Source organism: Deinococcus grandis (assembly GCF_001485435.1).
GTDB classification, from domain to species: Bacteria; Deinococcota; Deinococci; order Deinococcales; family Deinococcaceae; genus Deinococcus; species Deinococcus grandis.
On the sequence record NZ_BCMS01000001.1, the window covers coordinates 2,601,928 to 2,616,078 of the forward strand.

Annotated in this window: 12 protein-coding genes; 6 read left to right on the plus strand and 6 right to left on the minus strand. The window is 67.2% G+C overall.

Translation table 11 applies throughout. The features are described 5' to 3' along the window. The first annotated feature begins 31 nt into the window (after positions 1–31). The 4 genes from rplK (at position 32) to rplL (ending at position 2,309) form a co-directional block, all read left to right on the plus strand. Positions 32–466 (plus strand): 50S ribosomal protein L11, encoded by a 435-nt coding sequence (gene rplK / locus DEIGR_RS12645; RefSeq protein WP_046844262.1) that lies wholly within the window; start codon positions 32–34, stop codon positions 464–466. After that, entirely contained in the window at positions 459–1,160 is a 702-nt protein-coding gene (gene rplA / locus DEIGR_RS12650) for a 50S ribosomal protein L1 (RefSeq protein WP_058977761.1), read from the plus strand. The genes rplK and rplA overlap by 8 nt, the downstream gene beginning before the upstream one ends. A gap of 225 nt (positions 1,161–1,385) precedes the next feature. Then, a complete protein-coding gene (rplJ, locus tag DEIGR_RS12655) occupies positions 1,386–1,880 on the plus strand; it encodes a 50S ribosomal protein L10 (protein WP_058977763.1) in 495 nt (164 codons plus the stop codon). A gap of 66 nt (positions 1,881–1,946) precedes the next feature. Further along, on the plus strand, positions 1,947–2,309 hold the full coding sequence (gene rplL, locus DEIGR_RS12660; RefSeq protein WP_058977765.1) for a 50S ribosomal protein L7/L12: 363 nt from the start codon (positions 1,947–1,949) through the stop codon (positions 2,307–2,309). A gap of 47 nt (positions 2,310–2,356) precedes the next feature. Here the strand turns inward: rplL and DEIGR_RS12665 are convergent, their stop codons facing one another. Genes DEIGR_RS12665 through DEIGR_RS12690 form a run of 6 tightly spaced genes read right to left on the minus strand, consistent with a single transcriptional unit; the run spans position 2,357 to position 5,568 of the window. Beyond that, positions 2,357–2,959 carry a hypothetical protein gene (locus DEIGR_RS12665; protein WP_153013734.1) on the minus strand — a complete coding sequence of 201 codons (603 nt, stop codon included), beginning with the start codon at positions 2,957–2,959 and terminating at the stop codon, positions 2,357–2,359. After that, positions 2,917–3,222 carry a GIY-YIG nuclease family protein gene (locus DEIGR_RS12670; protein ID WP_058977769.1) on the minus strand — a complete coding sequence of 102 codons (306 nt, stop codon included), beginning with the start codon at positions 3,220–3,222 and terminating at the stop codon, positions 2,917–2,919. Before DEIGR_RS12670 ends, DEIGR_RS12665 begins: the two co-directional genes overlap by 43 nt. Beyond that, on the minus strand, positions 3,219–3,770 hold the full coding sequence (locus DEIGR_RS12675) for a DUF2239 family protein (RefSeq protein ID WP_058977771.1): 552 nt from the start codon (positions 3,768–3,770) through the stop codon (positions 3,219–3,221). Before DEIGR_RS12675 ends, DEIGR_RS12670 begins: the two co-directional genes overlap by 4 nt. 60 nt (positions 3,771–3,830) lie before the next feature. Next, on the minus strand, positions 3,831–4,247 hold the full coding sequence (locus DEIGR_RS12680; protein WP_153013735.1) for a hypothetical protein: 417 nt from the start codon (positions 4,245–4,247) through the stop codon (positions 3,831–3,833). A 23-nt stretch (positions 4,248–4,270) separates the two neighbouring features. Next, positions 4,271–4,780, minus strand: coding sequence for a hypothetical protein (locus DEIGR_RS12685; RefSeq protein WP_058977776.1), 510 nt, complete (start codon positions 4,778–4,780; stop codon positions 4,271–4,273). Then, positions 4,777–5,568 (minus strand): tetratricopeptide repeat protein, encoded by a 792-nt coding sequence (locus DEIGR_RS12690; RefSeq protein WP_058977777.1) that lies wholly within the window; start codon positions 5,566–5,568, stop codon positions 4,777–4,779. The genes DEIGR_RS12685 and DEIGR_RS12690 overlap by 4 nt, the downstream gene beginning before the upstream one ends. A 347-nt stretch (positions 5,569–5,915) precedes the next feature. Here DEIGR_RS12690 and rpoB point away from each other — a divergent pair, with 347 nt between their 5' ends. Continuing rightward, positions 5,916–9,371 (plus strand): DNA-directed RNA polymerase subunit beta, encoded by a 3,456-nt coding sequence (gene rpoB / locus DEIGR_RS12695; RefSeq protein ID WP_058977778.1) that lies wholly within the window; start codon positions 5,916–5,918, stop codon positions 9,369–9,371. A gap of 122 nt (positions 9,372–9,493) precedes the next feature. Then, positions 9,494–14,113: a DNA-directed RNA polymerase subunit beta' gene (locus tag DEIGR_RS12700; protein ID WP_058977779.1), complete on the plus strand. Its 4,620-nt coding sequence runs from the start codon at positions 9,494–9,496 to the stop codon at positions 14,111–14,113. Positions 14,114–14,151 lie beyond the last annotated feature (38 nt).

The following is a 14,151-nucleotide window of genomic DNA, read 5'->3' on the forward strand; positions in this document are numbered from 1 at the left end:
CACCAGACCGGGGGAGCTAAGGAGGCACCACATGAAGAAAGTCGCAGGGCTTGTCAAACTGCAGCTCCCGGCGGGCAAGGCCACCCCGGCCCCCCCCGTGGGTCCCGCGCTTGGTCAGTACGGCGCGAACATCATGGAGTTCACGAAGGCGTTCAACGCGCAGACGGCCGACAAGGGTGACGCGATCATCCCCGTCGAGATCACCATCTACGCCGACCGCTCCTTCACCTTCATCACCAAGACCCCTCCCATGAGCTACCTGATCCGCAAGGCCGCAGGTCTGGCCAAGGGCAGCGCGACCCCCAACAAGGCCAAGGTCGGCAAGCTGAACTGGGATCAGGTTCTGGAAATCGCCAAGACGAAGATGCCCGACCTGAACGCCGGCAGCATCGAAGCCGCCGCGAACACCGTCGCCGGCACCGCCCGCTCCATGGGCGTGACCATCGAGGGGGCCCCCAATGCCTAAGCACGGCAAGCGTTACCAGGCGCTGACCGCCAAGGTCGACCGCAGCAAGCAGTACACCATTGACGAGGCCGCCGCGCTGGTCAAGGACATCGCCAGCGCGAAGTTCGACGAGACCGTCGAAGTGCACTTCCGTCTGGGCATCGACCCCCGCAAGAGCGACCAGAACGTGCGTGGCACCGTCGCCCTGCCCCACGGCACCGGCCGCACCGTGCGCGTCGCCGTGATCACCAAGGGTGACAACGTGCAGGCCGCCGAGGCCGCTGGCGCCGACGTAGTCGGCAGCGACGAACTGATCGAGCGCATCGCCGGTGGGTTCATGGACTTCGACGCCGTCGTCGCCACCCCCGACATGATGGCCCAGGTCGGCCAGAAGCTCGCGCGTCTGCTCGGGCCCCGCGGCCTGCTCCCCAACCCCAAGAGCGGCACCGTCGGCCCCGACGTGACCGGTATGGTCAAGGGCCTCAAGGCCGGCCGCATCGAGTTCCGTAACGACAAGACCGGCGTCGTGCACGCCCCCATCGGCAAGGCCAGCTTCGAACCCGGCAACCTCAGCGCCAACTACAGCGCGCTGATCAGTGCCCTCGAAGCCGCCAAGCCCGGCAGCGCCAAGGGCGTGTTCCTGCGCAGCGCGTACCTGACCACCACCATGGGCCCCAGCATCCAGCTGACCCTCAGCGGCGGCAGCAACGCCTGATCAGGACCGTTGATGGTGAACAGTTGATGGTTGATCGAAAAAACCATTGACCATCAACCTTCACCCATTGACTTACTTCGGCACCCCGGTGCACCTCGCACCTTTCCAATCCGTTTCTTCTCAGGCACCAAAGACAGCGGGGACCCTTGCCAGGTTTAAACAGCCCGCCGAGTTGCCAGGGCGCGACCGTGCACCTGGACCTCGTTCCCACCAAGGAGGTACTGCGTGGCGAACGAAAAGAACCAGCAGACCCTCAGCAGCCTGAAAGGCAGCCTCTCGGGCGTCGAGACGTTCTACGTCGTCGACTACCAGGGCCTGACCGCCGGCCAGCTGGGTAAACTGCGCAAAGACATCCGCGAGAAGGGCGGGCAGCTCATCGTTGCCAAGAACACCCTGATCAACTTGGCCCTCCAGGACAGCGGCCGCGACTTCGCGGACGCCCTGAAAGGCCCCAGCGCCATCGTCGTGGCTCAGGACGACCCCGCCGGAGTGGCCAAGGCCCTCAGCGACGCCGCCAAGGGCAACGACAAGGGCATCCCCGCCGTGAAGGCCGGCTTCGTCGAAGGCAACCGCGTGGACGTGAAAGTTGTGGAACGTCTCGCCAGCCTCGGCAGCAAGCAGAGCCTGCAGGGCGAACTGGTCGGCGTGCTCAGCGCCCACCTCAGCAACTTCGTGGGCATCCTCGAAGCGTACAAAGAAAAACTCGAAGGCCAGGCCTAAACCCGGCCCTGCGCCCGGGCTGAGCCCAGGCGCGCACCACCCACTTCAATTCCGGAGGAATACAACATGGCTTACGACAAACAGGCTCTGATCGACCAGCTCGGCACCCTCACCATCATGGAACTCGCGGACCTCATCGACGGTCTGAAGGAAACCTGGGGCGTCACCGCCGCCGTCGCCGCCGGCCCCGCCGCTGGCCCCGCCGCCGCCGTTGAAGAGAAGACCGAGTTCGATGTCGTCCTGGTGGACGCCGGCGCGAGCAAGATCAACGTCATTAAGGAAATCCGCGCCATCACCGGCCTGGGCCTCAAGGAAGCCAAGGACATGAGCGAGAAGGGCGGCGTGCTGAAGGAAGGCGCCAGCAAGGACGAAGCCGAGAAGATCAAGGGCCAGCTGGAAGCCGCTGGCGCCAAGGTCGAACTCAAGTAAGTCCCCCCTCACCGGGAGTGCAACCCCCAGCTTCGGCTGGGGGTTTTTTAGTACCGTGCCGGGTGGGTCTGTTCGGCAACCTGCCGCACGAAGCGCGAGGTGTCCTCCCGCAGTAGCGCCGCCACCCCGGCAGGCAGCGACGGGCGGGACGCGACGGCCAGTCGCACGCCGTAATCCGGATCGGCAGCCAGGGCGGCCAGCAGGTCCGGGGGCAGGTGGGGCCGCGCGGCGATGCGGGCGCGGACCAGCCACGCCGCGTGCCGCGCCAGGGACAGGACCTCCGGTTCCTGCAGGGCGGGGTGCTGCGCCAGCGGAATCAGGAGTTCGGTGCGGCCGTGGCGGATCAGGTGCGCGCGCACCCACGCGGGCACGTCGGGCAGGCGCAGGAGCGCGTGGAACGCCCCGTCCGGCCACGCGCGCAGCAGGTGCGGGTCGGCCAGTCGCAGCAGCGGCAGCGCCGGGTTCGCCAGGACGACCTGCGGGAACTCGGGGGCCAGGATGCCCAGCACGGCGGCGGGCGTGTTCGGGTGCCGCGCCACCTGCGCGCGGACCGCCGCGTCCGGGTGCTCCGCCAGCGCCGCCAGTTCGGGCGCGGGTGCGCGGGGGTTCAGTACCGCTGGTGTGGGGGCAGGTCCAGTTTCTCCAGCCATAACGCGAGCAGTTCCTCCAGGTCGTCCGGGTCCACGCGGCCCGCCGGACCGGGCTTCAGGTCGTCCAGCATCTCGAACGCGAAGGCACCTTCGCCGTCCTGCGTCCAGTCTCGCTGAAGGGCGGGCGTGCGGTGTGATCCCAGCTGTAACTCGAAGCGGACCCGGTTCAGGTACGCGGGGGCGTCCACGCTGCCCCCCAGCAGGCTGCGGCCCGATTCGAGGTGCCGCACGCGGTAGATGCCAGGGCGGGGCGTGTGCTTCATGCATCCCCGAAAGTGGGCGCGGCGAGGTACAGGGCGTGAGTACGGACGTCCGGCGGCCACGCGGCCAGCGCGGCCTCGAACGCGGCGCGCTGTCCGGCGTACAGCGCGCGGGTCGCCGCCTCGAAGCCCGGGAGGTCCCCGCCCACCGCGCCCAGGAAGCGGTCGGTGGCCGCCTGGGCCTGCGCGCGGCGTTCGCCGTCCGGGTCGGCTTTGCGGGCCTCGTCGATCAGGCGGCGCAGCGCGGCGGACGCCCCGCCCCGCTGGCGTTCCAGCCACTCCCAGTGCCGGGGCAGCAGCGAGACCTCGCGCGACATGACGCCCAGTTTCGGGCGGCCCGGGCCACTGCGCGGCTCGGGTGGCAGGTGGCGAGCCAGGACCTCGTCCAGGGTGCCGCTCAGGTCGAAGTCCACGCTGCGGCCAGTGCGGTCGTCGAAGGTCAGCAGGCCCGCTCGCGGCCCGGCGTGCAGCAGGGTGAGGGTGTCCGCGAGGGGCGCGGTCAGGCGGTGGGTGGGCCCCTCGAAGGTGGTGAAGGTCGCTTCAGTTTCCATGCACCGATATTACCCGGGTAAATTACAAGAAGGCAATACTACCCGGGTAATAAAGATGGCCTATTCGCGTGTCTGCTGTCGGGCCGCCCGTCCCAGTCGCCGGGCGGCATGACGAATCCGCGGCGTCCCGCCTGTATGCACGAGGGCCTCCAGCTCAGGCAGAAACGCCTCGCCCCCGCCTTCCCGCTCCAGCCAGTCCAGGGCCGCCTGCTGCCAGAACTCCGTCAGCCAGGTCAGGCCCAGCCGGACACTCGAATCAATCGGGAAAGTATCGGCCAGCGCCGGGCTCAGGCCCACGGCTACCAGACGACTCCGCAGCTCGGAGTGAAATGCGGCCCTCTGCGGCAACACCGTGACCAGAAAGACCGGGGATGAGGCGGCCAGCGACGACCACCCGCCTTCCCGCGCGAGGTACACCCACTCCCCTGCTCCGGTCACACCGACGGGCACGCGGGACTTACTCAGTTCAGTCACCACAACCACGGCCTCATCTGGTGCCGTCAGGGTGTCCCTCCGAACTGCTTCGTCCAGAGGCCGCAGCCGTCGCGGGCGCTCAGGCGAAGGGTCTCCCCCATCCAGCGCAGGCCCAGCACATCGAACCCGCCGCAGTGAGGCCGGGCGCTGAGCTGGCCGGTCACGGCGCGCGGCCCGGCGGCCTGCACGACGGTCGCCTGGAAGGCGAACACGTCCAGGGCGTCGAAGGAGCTGGACCGCTCGGTGACGAGCACCACCACGTCGGTCTGCGCGGTCCACAGTTCGCCCGACCAGCTGTTCAGGCGCGCGCCGGTGTCCGGGTTCAGCTGCCACGTCTCGCACGCGGACGCCGCGATGACGCTGCCCGTGGGGCACAGGCTGACCCACAGTCCCCTCAGGCCCAGTTGCGCGGACTGCCGGGTTAATCCGGCGGGGATGGGCAGCGTCCAGATCGTCTGGCTGCCTTCCACCCGCCGGATCTGGGCGGGCCGCTGCGGGCTGGGATGGTCATACAGGTAGACCGTCGCGGCGATCACTTCAGCTCTTTGCGCAGTCCGGCGGCCATCTGGAACCATTCGCGTTCCTGGCGTCTGTACAGGTTAGTGGCGCGGGATTCGGTTTTCGCGATCTGCTCGAGCAGCGCGCGGGCGTCCTCGGTGCGGCCCTGGCGGATCAGGTACGCGGCGTAGCGGGCACGGGGTTCTTCGGTGGTGGCGCCCGTGATGGCGTCGCGGTACGTCTGGTCGGCGTCGGGTTTGCCCTGCGCGTCCTGCGCCTGCGCCAGGAGGGTCAGGGTGCGGGTGCGGGTGGCGGCGCTGGTGCGCAGGTCCACGCGGGTGAGTTTGTTCTCGGCGGCGCTGAAGTCGCTGCGGGCGAGGTCCAGTTCGGCGCTGGTGAGCAGCACGACCGGGTCGTCGGCGTAGATGCCGCTCAGGAGGGGCGCGAGGGTGGCCTGCGCGTCGTCCGGGCGGCCCGCGCGGGCCTGCAAGGCGGCCAGGTCGGCGCGGTGCTGGAGGGTGTCGCTTTCAAGCAGGCGTTCGTGCGCCTCGCGGATGCGGGTGTCGAGGGGTTTGAGGGCCTCGACGCCGCGCGCGACGGCCTGCCCGGCCACGCGGCCGCCCCCGCGCGCGGCGGGGATCAGGACCATGAAGGTGTACACGGCGGCGAAGGCCAGTCCGAACAGGCCGCCGAACAGCGCGCCGAACAGCAGCATGACGATCCAGTACACCTGCTGCCGCGTGACGATCGCGTGGATCAGGCCGATCAGGGCCAGACCGCGCAGGATGGTGTAGATCAGTGGCAGGTAGGGGGCAAGGGCGTCCACGCTCTCATGCTACGGGGCGCGCGGGGAGAAACCTGCCCGTTTCGTGAAGTGCGCCTGAGGGTCGGGGTGGATTGATTCGGGGAGGGATGTGCGGCATACTTCGCGCCATCACCCGCGCCCGCCCCGCGTTGCGGCCGCCCGTTGACCGGTCATGCCGGACGGGCGTATACTGCTCTGTGCTGACCATGATGGGTCGGATCAGGAGTTCTTTGCGGCGAACGGGTCTGCAAAACTAATTCATTTTCCAGGGAACGCGCCCGCACCACACAGGGGCCGCGCTTCCCGGACGCGTCGTTTCTCCACCCCGGAAAGACGCGGGAATCCACAAGAGGGCGTGCGAGGTGGACATGAGTTTGACCGGTAAAGGACCCCGCATCGAGCGATTCGGTGACATCGCGGACGTGATTCCGCTTCCCAACCTGACCGAGATTCAGGTGAACTCCTTCAGGGCCTTCCTGCAGGCCGACCGGGCCCCCGACGGGCGTGACAACGTCGGGCTGCAGAGCGCCTTCAAGGAAGTCTTCCCCATCGACGAGACCGAGAAGGGCCGCAGCACCGGTCTGGTGCTGGACTTCCTGGAGTACCGTCTGGGCGAGCCGCCCTACACCCCCGAGGAGTGCCGCGAGAAGGACGTCACCTACCAGGCGCCCATGTACGCCAAGCTCCAGCTGATCCACAAGGACTCGGGGCTCATCAAGGAAGATCAGGTGTTCCTGGGCGACCTGCCCCTGATGACCGAGGACGGGTCTTTCGTCATCAACGGCGCGGACCGCGTGATCATCTCCCAGATCCACCGCAGCCCCGGCGTGTACTTCACCTCGTCCTACAAGGGCATCAAGAAGATGTACACCGGCGCGATCATCCCCATGCCCAAGCGCGGCCCCTGGATCGAACTGGAGTTCGCGGGCGGCATCCTGGAAATGAAGGTCAACAAGCGCAAGTTCCCCGTGGCGATGCTGCTGCGCGTCCTCGGCTACGACGACGCCAGCCTCAAGGCGCTGTTCACGGAGTTCGAGCCGGACATGGAACTCCCCGAGGACAAGAGCGCGGGCATGGGCGCCGACGAGGCCCTGCTGCGCCTGTTCACGGTCCTGCGCCCCGGCGATCCGCCCAAGCGCGACAAGGCCATCCAGTACCTGTACGGGCTGCTGGCCGACCCGCGCCGCTACGACCTGGGCGAACCCGGCCGCTTCAAGATGAACACCAAGCTGGGCGTGCAGCGTGAAGAGCGCACCCTGCTGAACTTCGAGGACGGCAAGTTCACGGACGCCGGTCTGGTGGACACCATCCGCTACCTGATGGCGCTGCAGTACGGCCGCGAGACCGTCAGCATGGCCGACGGCGACGGCGTACTGCACGACGTGCCCGTGGGCGAGGACGACATCGACCACCTCGGCAACCGCCGCGTGCGCACCGTGGGCGAACTGCTCGCCGACCAGCTGCGCGTGGGCATGGGCCGCATGGCGCGTGGCGTGCGCGAGCGCATGCTGCTGGGCAACCCCGACGCCGCGACCCCCACGAAACTCGTGAACAACCGCCCCATCGTGGCGGCCATGCGCGAATTCTTCGGCCGCAGCCAGCTGAGCCAGTTCAAGGACCAGACCAACCCCCTGTCGGACCTGCGCCACAAGCGCCGTATCTCCGCGCTGGGGCCGGGCGGTCTGACCCGCGAACGCGCCGGCTTCGACGTGCGCGACGTGCACCGGACCCACTACGGCCGCATCTGCCCGATCGAGACGCCCGAAGGCGCCAACATCGGCCTGATCTCCTCGCTCGCCTCCTACGCGAAGGTCAACGACCTGGGCTTCATCGAGGCCCCGTACCGCAAGGTCGAGAACGGCCGCGTCAGCGACGACGTGATCTACATGACCGCCGACATCGAGGACCGGTACACCGTCGCGCAGGCGAACAGCCCCCTCAACGACGACGGCACCTTCAGTGACGAGCGCGTCCTGGCCCGCCGCAAGGGCGACCCGCTGTGGTACACCCCGGAAGAAGTGGACTACATGGACGTGTCCCCGAAGCAGATCGTGTCCATCAACACGTCCCTGATTCCCTTCCTGGAGCACGACGACGCCAACCGCGCCCTGATGGGTTCGAACATGCAGTCGCAGGCCGTGCCGCTCGTGCGTGCCGACAGCCCCGCCGTGGGGACCGGCGTCGAGCGCCGCGTGGTGACCGACAGCGGCACCAGCGTCGTGAGCGACGTGACCGGCCGCGTGACGTACGTGGACGCCCGCAACATCCAGGTCACCCTGACCGAGGACGCGCCCGCCATCGGCTACAGCGCCGGCAACGTCCGCACCTTCGAACTCGTGCGTTTCACGCGCAGCAACCAGGGCACCAACCTCGACCAGCACCCCATCGTGGACATCGGTGACACGGTGAGCGCCGGTCAGGTCATCGCCGACGGCCCCGCCAGCGACCTCGGCCGCCTCGCGCTGGGTCAGAACATCACGATTGCCATCATGCCCTTCGACGGCTTCAACTTCGAAGACGCGATCTGCATCAGCGAGGGTCTGGTCCGCAAGGACTTCTACACCAGCGTGCACATCGAGAAGGACGAGATCGAGGCGCGCGACACCAAGCTCGGGCCCGAGAAGATCACCCGCGACATCCCCGGCCTGTCCGAGGCCGCGCTGCGCGACCTCGACGAGGACGGCATCGTCCGCGTGGGCGCCGAAGTCAAACCCGGCGACATCCTCGTCGGCAAGACCAGCTTCAAGGGCGAGTCCGAGCCCACCCCCGAAGAGCGCCTGCTGCGGTCGATCTTCGGTGAGAAGGCCCGCGAAGTGAAGGACACCTCGCTGCGCGTGCAGTCCGGCCAGGGCGGCATCGTCGTGAAGACCGTCCGCTTCCGCCGCGGCGACGAGGGCGTGGACCTCAAGCCCGGCGTGCGTGAAATGGTCCGCGTGTACGTGGCCCAGAAGCGCCAGCTGCAGGTGGGCGACAAGGTCGCCAACCGCCACGGGAACAAGGGCGTGGTCTCCAAGATCATGGCCCCCGAGGACATGCCCTACCTCGAAGACGGCACCCCCGTCGACCTCGTGTTCAACCCCCTGGGCGTGCCCTCGCGCATGAACCTCGGGCAGATCCTCGAAACCCACCTGGGTGAAGTGGCCCGCCTCACGGGGCAGAAGTTCGAGACCCCGGTCTTCGACTCCGTCACCGAGGCGACCATCAAGGAAATGCTCGAAGTGGCCGCCGCCGAACGCATCCAGCGCAACAAGGACGACGGCTTCGAACTCGACAAGCGCGAGCAGGAAGTCCTCGACCGCGCCGCGAAACTCGGCGTGATCAGCGACACCAGCGGCGACTACGAGAAGTCCCAGATGGAACTCAGCCGCACCGGCAAGAGCGTCCTGTACGACGGCCGCACCGGCGAACCCATCAGCGGCCCCGTCGTGGTCGGCACCATGTACGTCATGAAGCTGTACCACATGGTGGAAGACAAGCTGCACGCCCGCTCTACCGGCCCCTACAGCCTCATCACCCAGCAGCCGCTGGGCGGGAAGGCCCAGTTCGGCGGCCAGCGCTTCGGGGAGATGGAAGTGTGGGCGCTCGAAGCGTACGGCGCCGCGCACGTCCTGCAGGAAATGCTCACCATCAAGTCCGACGACATCGACGGCCGCGACGCCGCGTACCAGAGCATCGTCAAGGGCGAGGAAGTCTCGGGCAGCACCATCCCCGAATCGTTCAAGGTGCTCGTCAAGGAACTCCACTCGCTGGGCCTCGACGTCGAAGTGCTCGACAACGGCGACAAGGCCGTCGACATCTTCGAAGGCATGATGCCCAAGCGCTAAGGCGCGCTGATTCGCGCCGTCTAAGGGTCGAAAAGTCCAAGAGTCAAGAGAACCGCGTACTCACGCCCTAGACCTTTAGACCCTTAGACCCACAGTCCAAGCCTCCCAACCCAGGAGTCTCAATGAAAGATTTCAACAAAGTTCGTATCGCCATCGCCAGCCCGGAGAAGATCCGCGAGTGGTCGTTCGGCGAGGTTGAAAAGCCCGAAACCATCAACTACCGCACCCTGAAACCCGAGCGCGAGGGTCTGTTCGACGAGCGCATCTTCGGGCCGCAGAAGGACTACGAGTGCGCCTGCGGGAAGTACAAGCGTCAGCGCTACGAGGGCAAGGTCTGCGAGCGCTGCGGCGTTGAGGTCACGAGCAGCAAGGTGCGCCGCTACCGCATGGGTCACATTGACCTGGCGACGCCCGCCGCGCACATCTGGTACGTGAAGGACACCCCCAGCAAGATCGGCACGCTGCTCGACCTCTCGGCCGGTCAGCTGGAGAAGGTGCTGTACTTCAGCTCCTTCCTGGTCACCGACCCCCGCAACGCCCAGAAGGACGGCCGTCCCCTCAAGCGCGGCGAGCTGCTGAGCGACGACGAGTACCGTGAACTGCGCTTCGGCCGTCAGGAAACGTACTCTGTCCCCAACGGTACCGACGCCGAGATCCGTGACGGCGAGTACGTCACGCGGGGCCAGATCCTGGGCGGGAACGTCGTCAGCAAGATGGATGGCCTGGCGCAGTACCGCTTCCCCCGCCGCGCGATCATCGCGTACAGCGAGGAAGTCGAGGCGACCCTGCCCGTGCCCGCCGAGGCGCTGGTCGAGCAGGACGCGTTCCGCGCCGGTGAGATCCTCGCCGAGCTGGAAAGCGACGTCACGATCACCGCGCCCGTGGACGGCACCGTCGTGCTGCACGAGATGGGCGAGGACAGCGTCATGGTCGAGCTGCGCGAGGGCGTGGACGAGGAAGGCACCCCCAGCGGTGAGGTGTTGAGTCGCGTGTACATCCCGCACGGCATGAACGTGCAGGTCGTGCACGGCGAGATCGTCGAGGCCGGCGCCGCCCTGGCCGACGCCGCGAGCGGCACCCGCCTGCGCGTCAGCCGCGACAGCCGCCTGAGTGGCGTCACCTTCCCCAAGAAGAAGGGCGACGTGCAGGTCAAGGCGCACTGGACGCGCCGCGCCGAGTACCCCATCAACCCCACCATGCACGTCCTGATCGGGGACGGCAGCGAGGTCAAGAAGGGCCAGAAGGTCGTGGGCGCGATCGACAAGGAAGAGGAGATCGTCGCGGACGCCGACGGCACCATCACCCTGCACAACCCCGCCAGCATCATCGTCAGCAAGGCGAAGGTCTACGCGTACAGCGACGAGCCCCTCGTCGTGAACGGCGACCGCGTCGAGCCCGGTGACGAGCTCGCCGACGGCGGCGACCTGCGCAGCGAGATCAGCGGCCGCATCGAGATCGACCTCGTGCGCAAGCAGGTGCGCGTCATCGAGTCCTACGACTTCGACGCGAAGATGGGCGCCGAGGCCGTCAAGGAACTCCTGGACGACCTGAACCTCGACGAGCTGGAAGTCGAACTGAACGAGATGATGAAGGACTCCAGCCGCCACAAGCGCGCCAAGGCCCGCAAGCGCCTGGAAGTGACCCGCGCGTTCAAGCGCAGCGGCAACCACCCCAGCTGGATGATCCTGAACACCGTGCCCGTCATGCCCCCGGACCTGCGTCCGATGGTGCAGGTGGACGGCGGCCGCTTCGCGACCTCGGACCTGAACGACCTGTACCGCCGCCTGATCAACCGCAACAACCGCCTGAAGAAGCTCATGAGCCAGGGCGCGCCGGACATGATCATCCGCAACGAGAAGCGCATGCTTCAGGAAGCGGTGGACGCCCTGATCGACAACGGCCGCCGCGGCAGCCCCGTCACGAACCCCGGTTCCGACCGGTCCTTGCGTTCCCTGACCGACCTGCTCGGCGGGAAACAGGGTCGCTTCCGTCAGAACCTGCTGGGTAAGCGCGTGGACTACTCCGGCCGCAGCGTGATCGTGGTCGGCCCGCAGCTCAAGCTGCACCAGTGCGGTGTGCCCAAGCGCATGGCGCTCGAACTCTTCAAGCCGTTCCTGTTCAAGGTGCTCGAAGAGAAGGGTGAGGTCACGAACATCAAGCAGGCCCGCAAGATGCTCGAACGCTACCGCGATACCCGCGACAGCGTCTGGGACGCCCTGGAAGAGGTCATCGAGGACAAGGTCGTGCTGCTCAACCGCGCGCCCACCCTGCACCGACTGGGCATCCAGGCCTTCGAGCCCGTGCTGGTGGAAGGTCAGTCCATCCAGCTGCACCCGCTGGTCTGTGAAGCCTTCAACGCCGACTTCGACGGCGACCAGATGGCCATCCACGTGCCGCTCAGCGCCCAGGCGCAGGCCGAGGCGCGCATCCAGATGCTCAGCGCGCACAACCTGCTGTCCCCCGCGAACGGCGAACCCAACGTCAAGCCCAGCCGCGACATCATCCTGGGGATCTTCACCCTGACCCTGCTGCGCAAGGACAACCTCGGCGCGGGCAGCGAGTTCGCCGACGAGCAGGCCGCCCTGGCCGCCCTCGAAGGCGGGAAGGTCGCGCTGAACAGCCCCATCGTCGTCGCCGGTCAGGAAACCAGCCCCGGGCGCCTGAAGTACATCTTCAGCAACCCCGACGAGGCCGTCATGGCCGTCGAACGCGGCGAGATCGACCACCAGGACTACGTCCGCATCCGCCTCAACGGCGTCACCTACGACACCAGCGCGGGCCGCGTGATGTTCCGCCGGATCGTGCAGGAGGCGCTGGGCACCCAGGCCGCCCTGGTCGACACCCTCGTGAACCTCGAGACCGCCTACGAGAAGGACCACCTCAAGGACATGGTCATGGCGTGCTTCAAGCACCTCGGGATCGAGGCGACCGCCGGGCTGCTCGACGGCCTGAAGGACGCGGGCTTCAAGCTCTCCACGACCTCCGGCATCACCATCGGCATCGACGACATCGTCATCCCCCCCGCCAAGACCGAGATCCTGGCCGAGGCGGACGCCAAGGTCGCCGAGATCGAGCAGAACTTCGAGTTCGGCTTCATGACCGAAGAAGAGCGCTACAAGCAGGTCGTGCAGCTCTGGAACGACACGAAGGACGAAGTCAAGAACGCCATGTTCGACAACTTCGGCAAGAACTACCCCTTCAACCCCCTGTGGATCATGAGCCTGTCGGGTGCCCGTGGTAACGCGCAGCAGATCACGCAGCTCGCCGGGATGCGCGGCCTGATGGCCCGCCCCGACGGCAGCACCATCGAAGTGCCGATCCGCGCCAGCTTCCGCGAGGGTCTGTCGGTGCTGGAGTACTTCATCTCGACCCACGGCGCCCGTAAGGGTGGTGCGGACACCGCGCTGCGTACCGCCGACTCCGGCTACCTGACCCGCAAACTGGTCGACGTGGCCCACGAAGTCGTCGTGCGCGACGTGGACTGCGGCACCACCGACTACACCGTCATGCCCCTGGGCGCGACCGACGAGCGGACCGGCGAGTGGCGCACCCGCAAGAGCAGCGAGATCGAGACCAGCATCTACGGCCGCACCCTGTCCGACGCCGTGGAAGTGGACGGCCGTACCATCGAAGCGGGCGAGATGCTCAGCCTGGAAGACGTCAAGGCGATCACCAAGAACGCCAAGGCCCTCCAGAGCGTGTTCATCCGCACCCCCCTGAACTGCCGCGTCAAGAGCGGCGTGTGCCAGAAGTGCTACGGCTACGACCTCTCGCAGGCCAAACCCGTCAGCATGGGCGAAGCGGTCGGCGTCGTCGCCGCCGAATCCATCGGCGAGCCCGGCACGCAGCTCACCATGCGCACCTTCCACACCGGTGGGGTCGCCGGCAGCGGCGGCGGGGACATCACCATGGGTCTGCCCCGCGTGATCGAACTGTTCGAAGCCCGCAAGCCCAAGACCTCGGCAGCCGTGGCCGACCGTGACGGCGTCGTGCGCATCGAGGAAGACGAGGAACGCTACCTCGTGCGCATCGAGGCCGACGACGACCAGTACAGCAGCAAGACCGCCATGAAGATCAGCAAGGGCCTGCGCATGATCGTCAAGGACGGCGACCGCGTCGAAGCCGGTCAGCCCCTCACGCGCGGCGCCATCAACCCCCACGACCTCCTGCTGTACAAGGACACCGACGCCGCCCAGCGCTACCTGGTGGAAGAAGTGCAGCGCGTGTACCGCAGCCAGGGCGTGAAGGTGCACGACAAGCACATCGAAGTCATCGTGCGCCAGATGCTCCGCTGGGTCGAGATCACCGACGGCGGCGACACCGAACTGCTCGAAGGGCAGACCGTGGAACGCTGGGAAGTCGACCAGGCCAACGACCTGCTCGAGGAAGGCCAGACCCCCAGCTCCTGGAAGCCCGTCCTGCTGGGCATCACCAAGAGCAGCCTGACCACCAAGAGCTGGCTGTCCGCCGCGAGCTTCCAGCACACCACCCACGTGCTGACCGAAGCCAGCATGAAGGGCCAGGTCGACGACCTGATCGGCCTGAAGGAGAACGTCATCCTCGGGAAGCTGATTCCCGCCGGGACGGGCCTCCAGACGGTGCGGGACATGCAGGTCGCCGACGAGCGCACCCTCGAGAAGTACGGCGAGGGCAGCACCAGCACGGACTCCGTGACCGGCAACCGCAGCTACGACGACACCCGCCCCGGCGTCGTCAACGAGAACGTCACCTACACGAACTAAGGTTCCTCGCCTTGAACCCCCCTGCCCCCTGTGGGTGG

Coding starts and splice junctions, on each gene's coding strand:
- rplK (WP_046844262.1), top strand. CDS start 32: ATGAAGAAAGTCGCAGGGCTTGTCAAACTGCAGCTCCCGGCGGGCAAG.
- rplA (WP_058977761.1), top strand. CDS start 459: ATGCCTAAGCACGGCAAGCGTTACCAGGCGCTGACCGCCAAGGTCGAC.
- rplL (WP_058977765.1), top strand. CDS start 1,947: ATGGCTTACGACAAACAGGCTCTGATCGACCAGCTCGGCACCCTCACC.
- DEIGR_RS12665 (WP_153013734.1), bottom strand. CDS start 2,959: ATGGCTGGAGAAACTGGACCTGCCCCCACACCAGCGGTACTGAACCCC.
- DEIGR_RS12670 (WP_058977769.1), bottom strand. CDS start 3,222: ATGAAGCACACGCCCCGCCCTGGCATCTACCGCGTGCGGCACCTCGAA.
- DEIGR_RS12675 (WP_058977771.1), bottom strand. CDS start 3,770: ATGGAAACTGAAGCGACCTTCACCACCTTCGAGGGGCCCACCCACCGC.
- rpoB (WP_058977778.1), top strand. CDS start 5,916: ATGAGTTTGACCGGTAAAGGACCCCGCATCGAGCGATTCGGTGACATC.
- DEIGR_RS12700 (WP_058977779.1), top strand. CDS start 9,494: ATGAAAGATTTCAACAAAGTTCGTATCGCCATCGCCAGCCCGGAGAAG.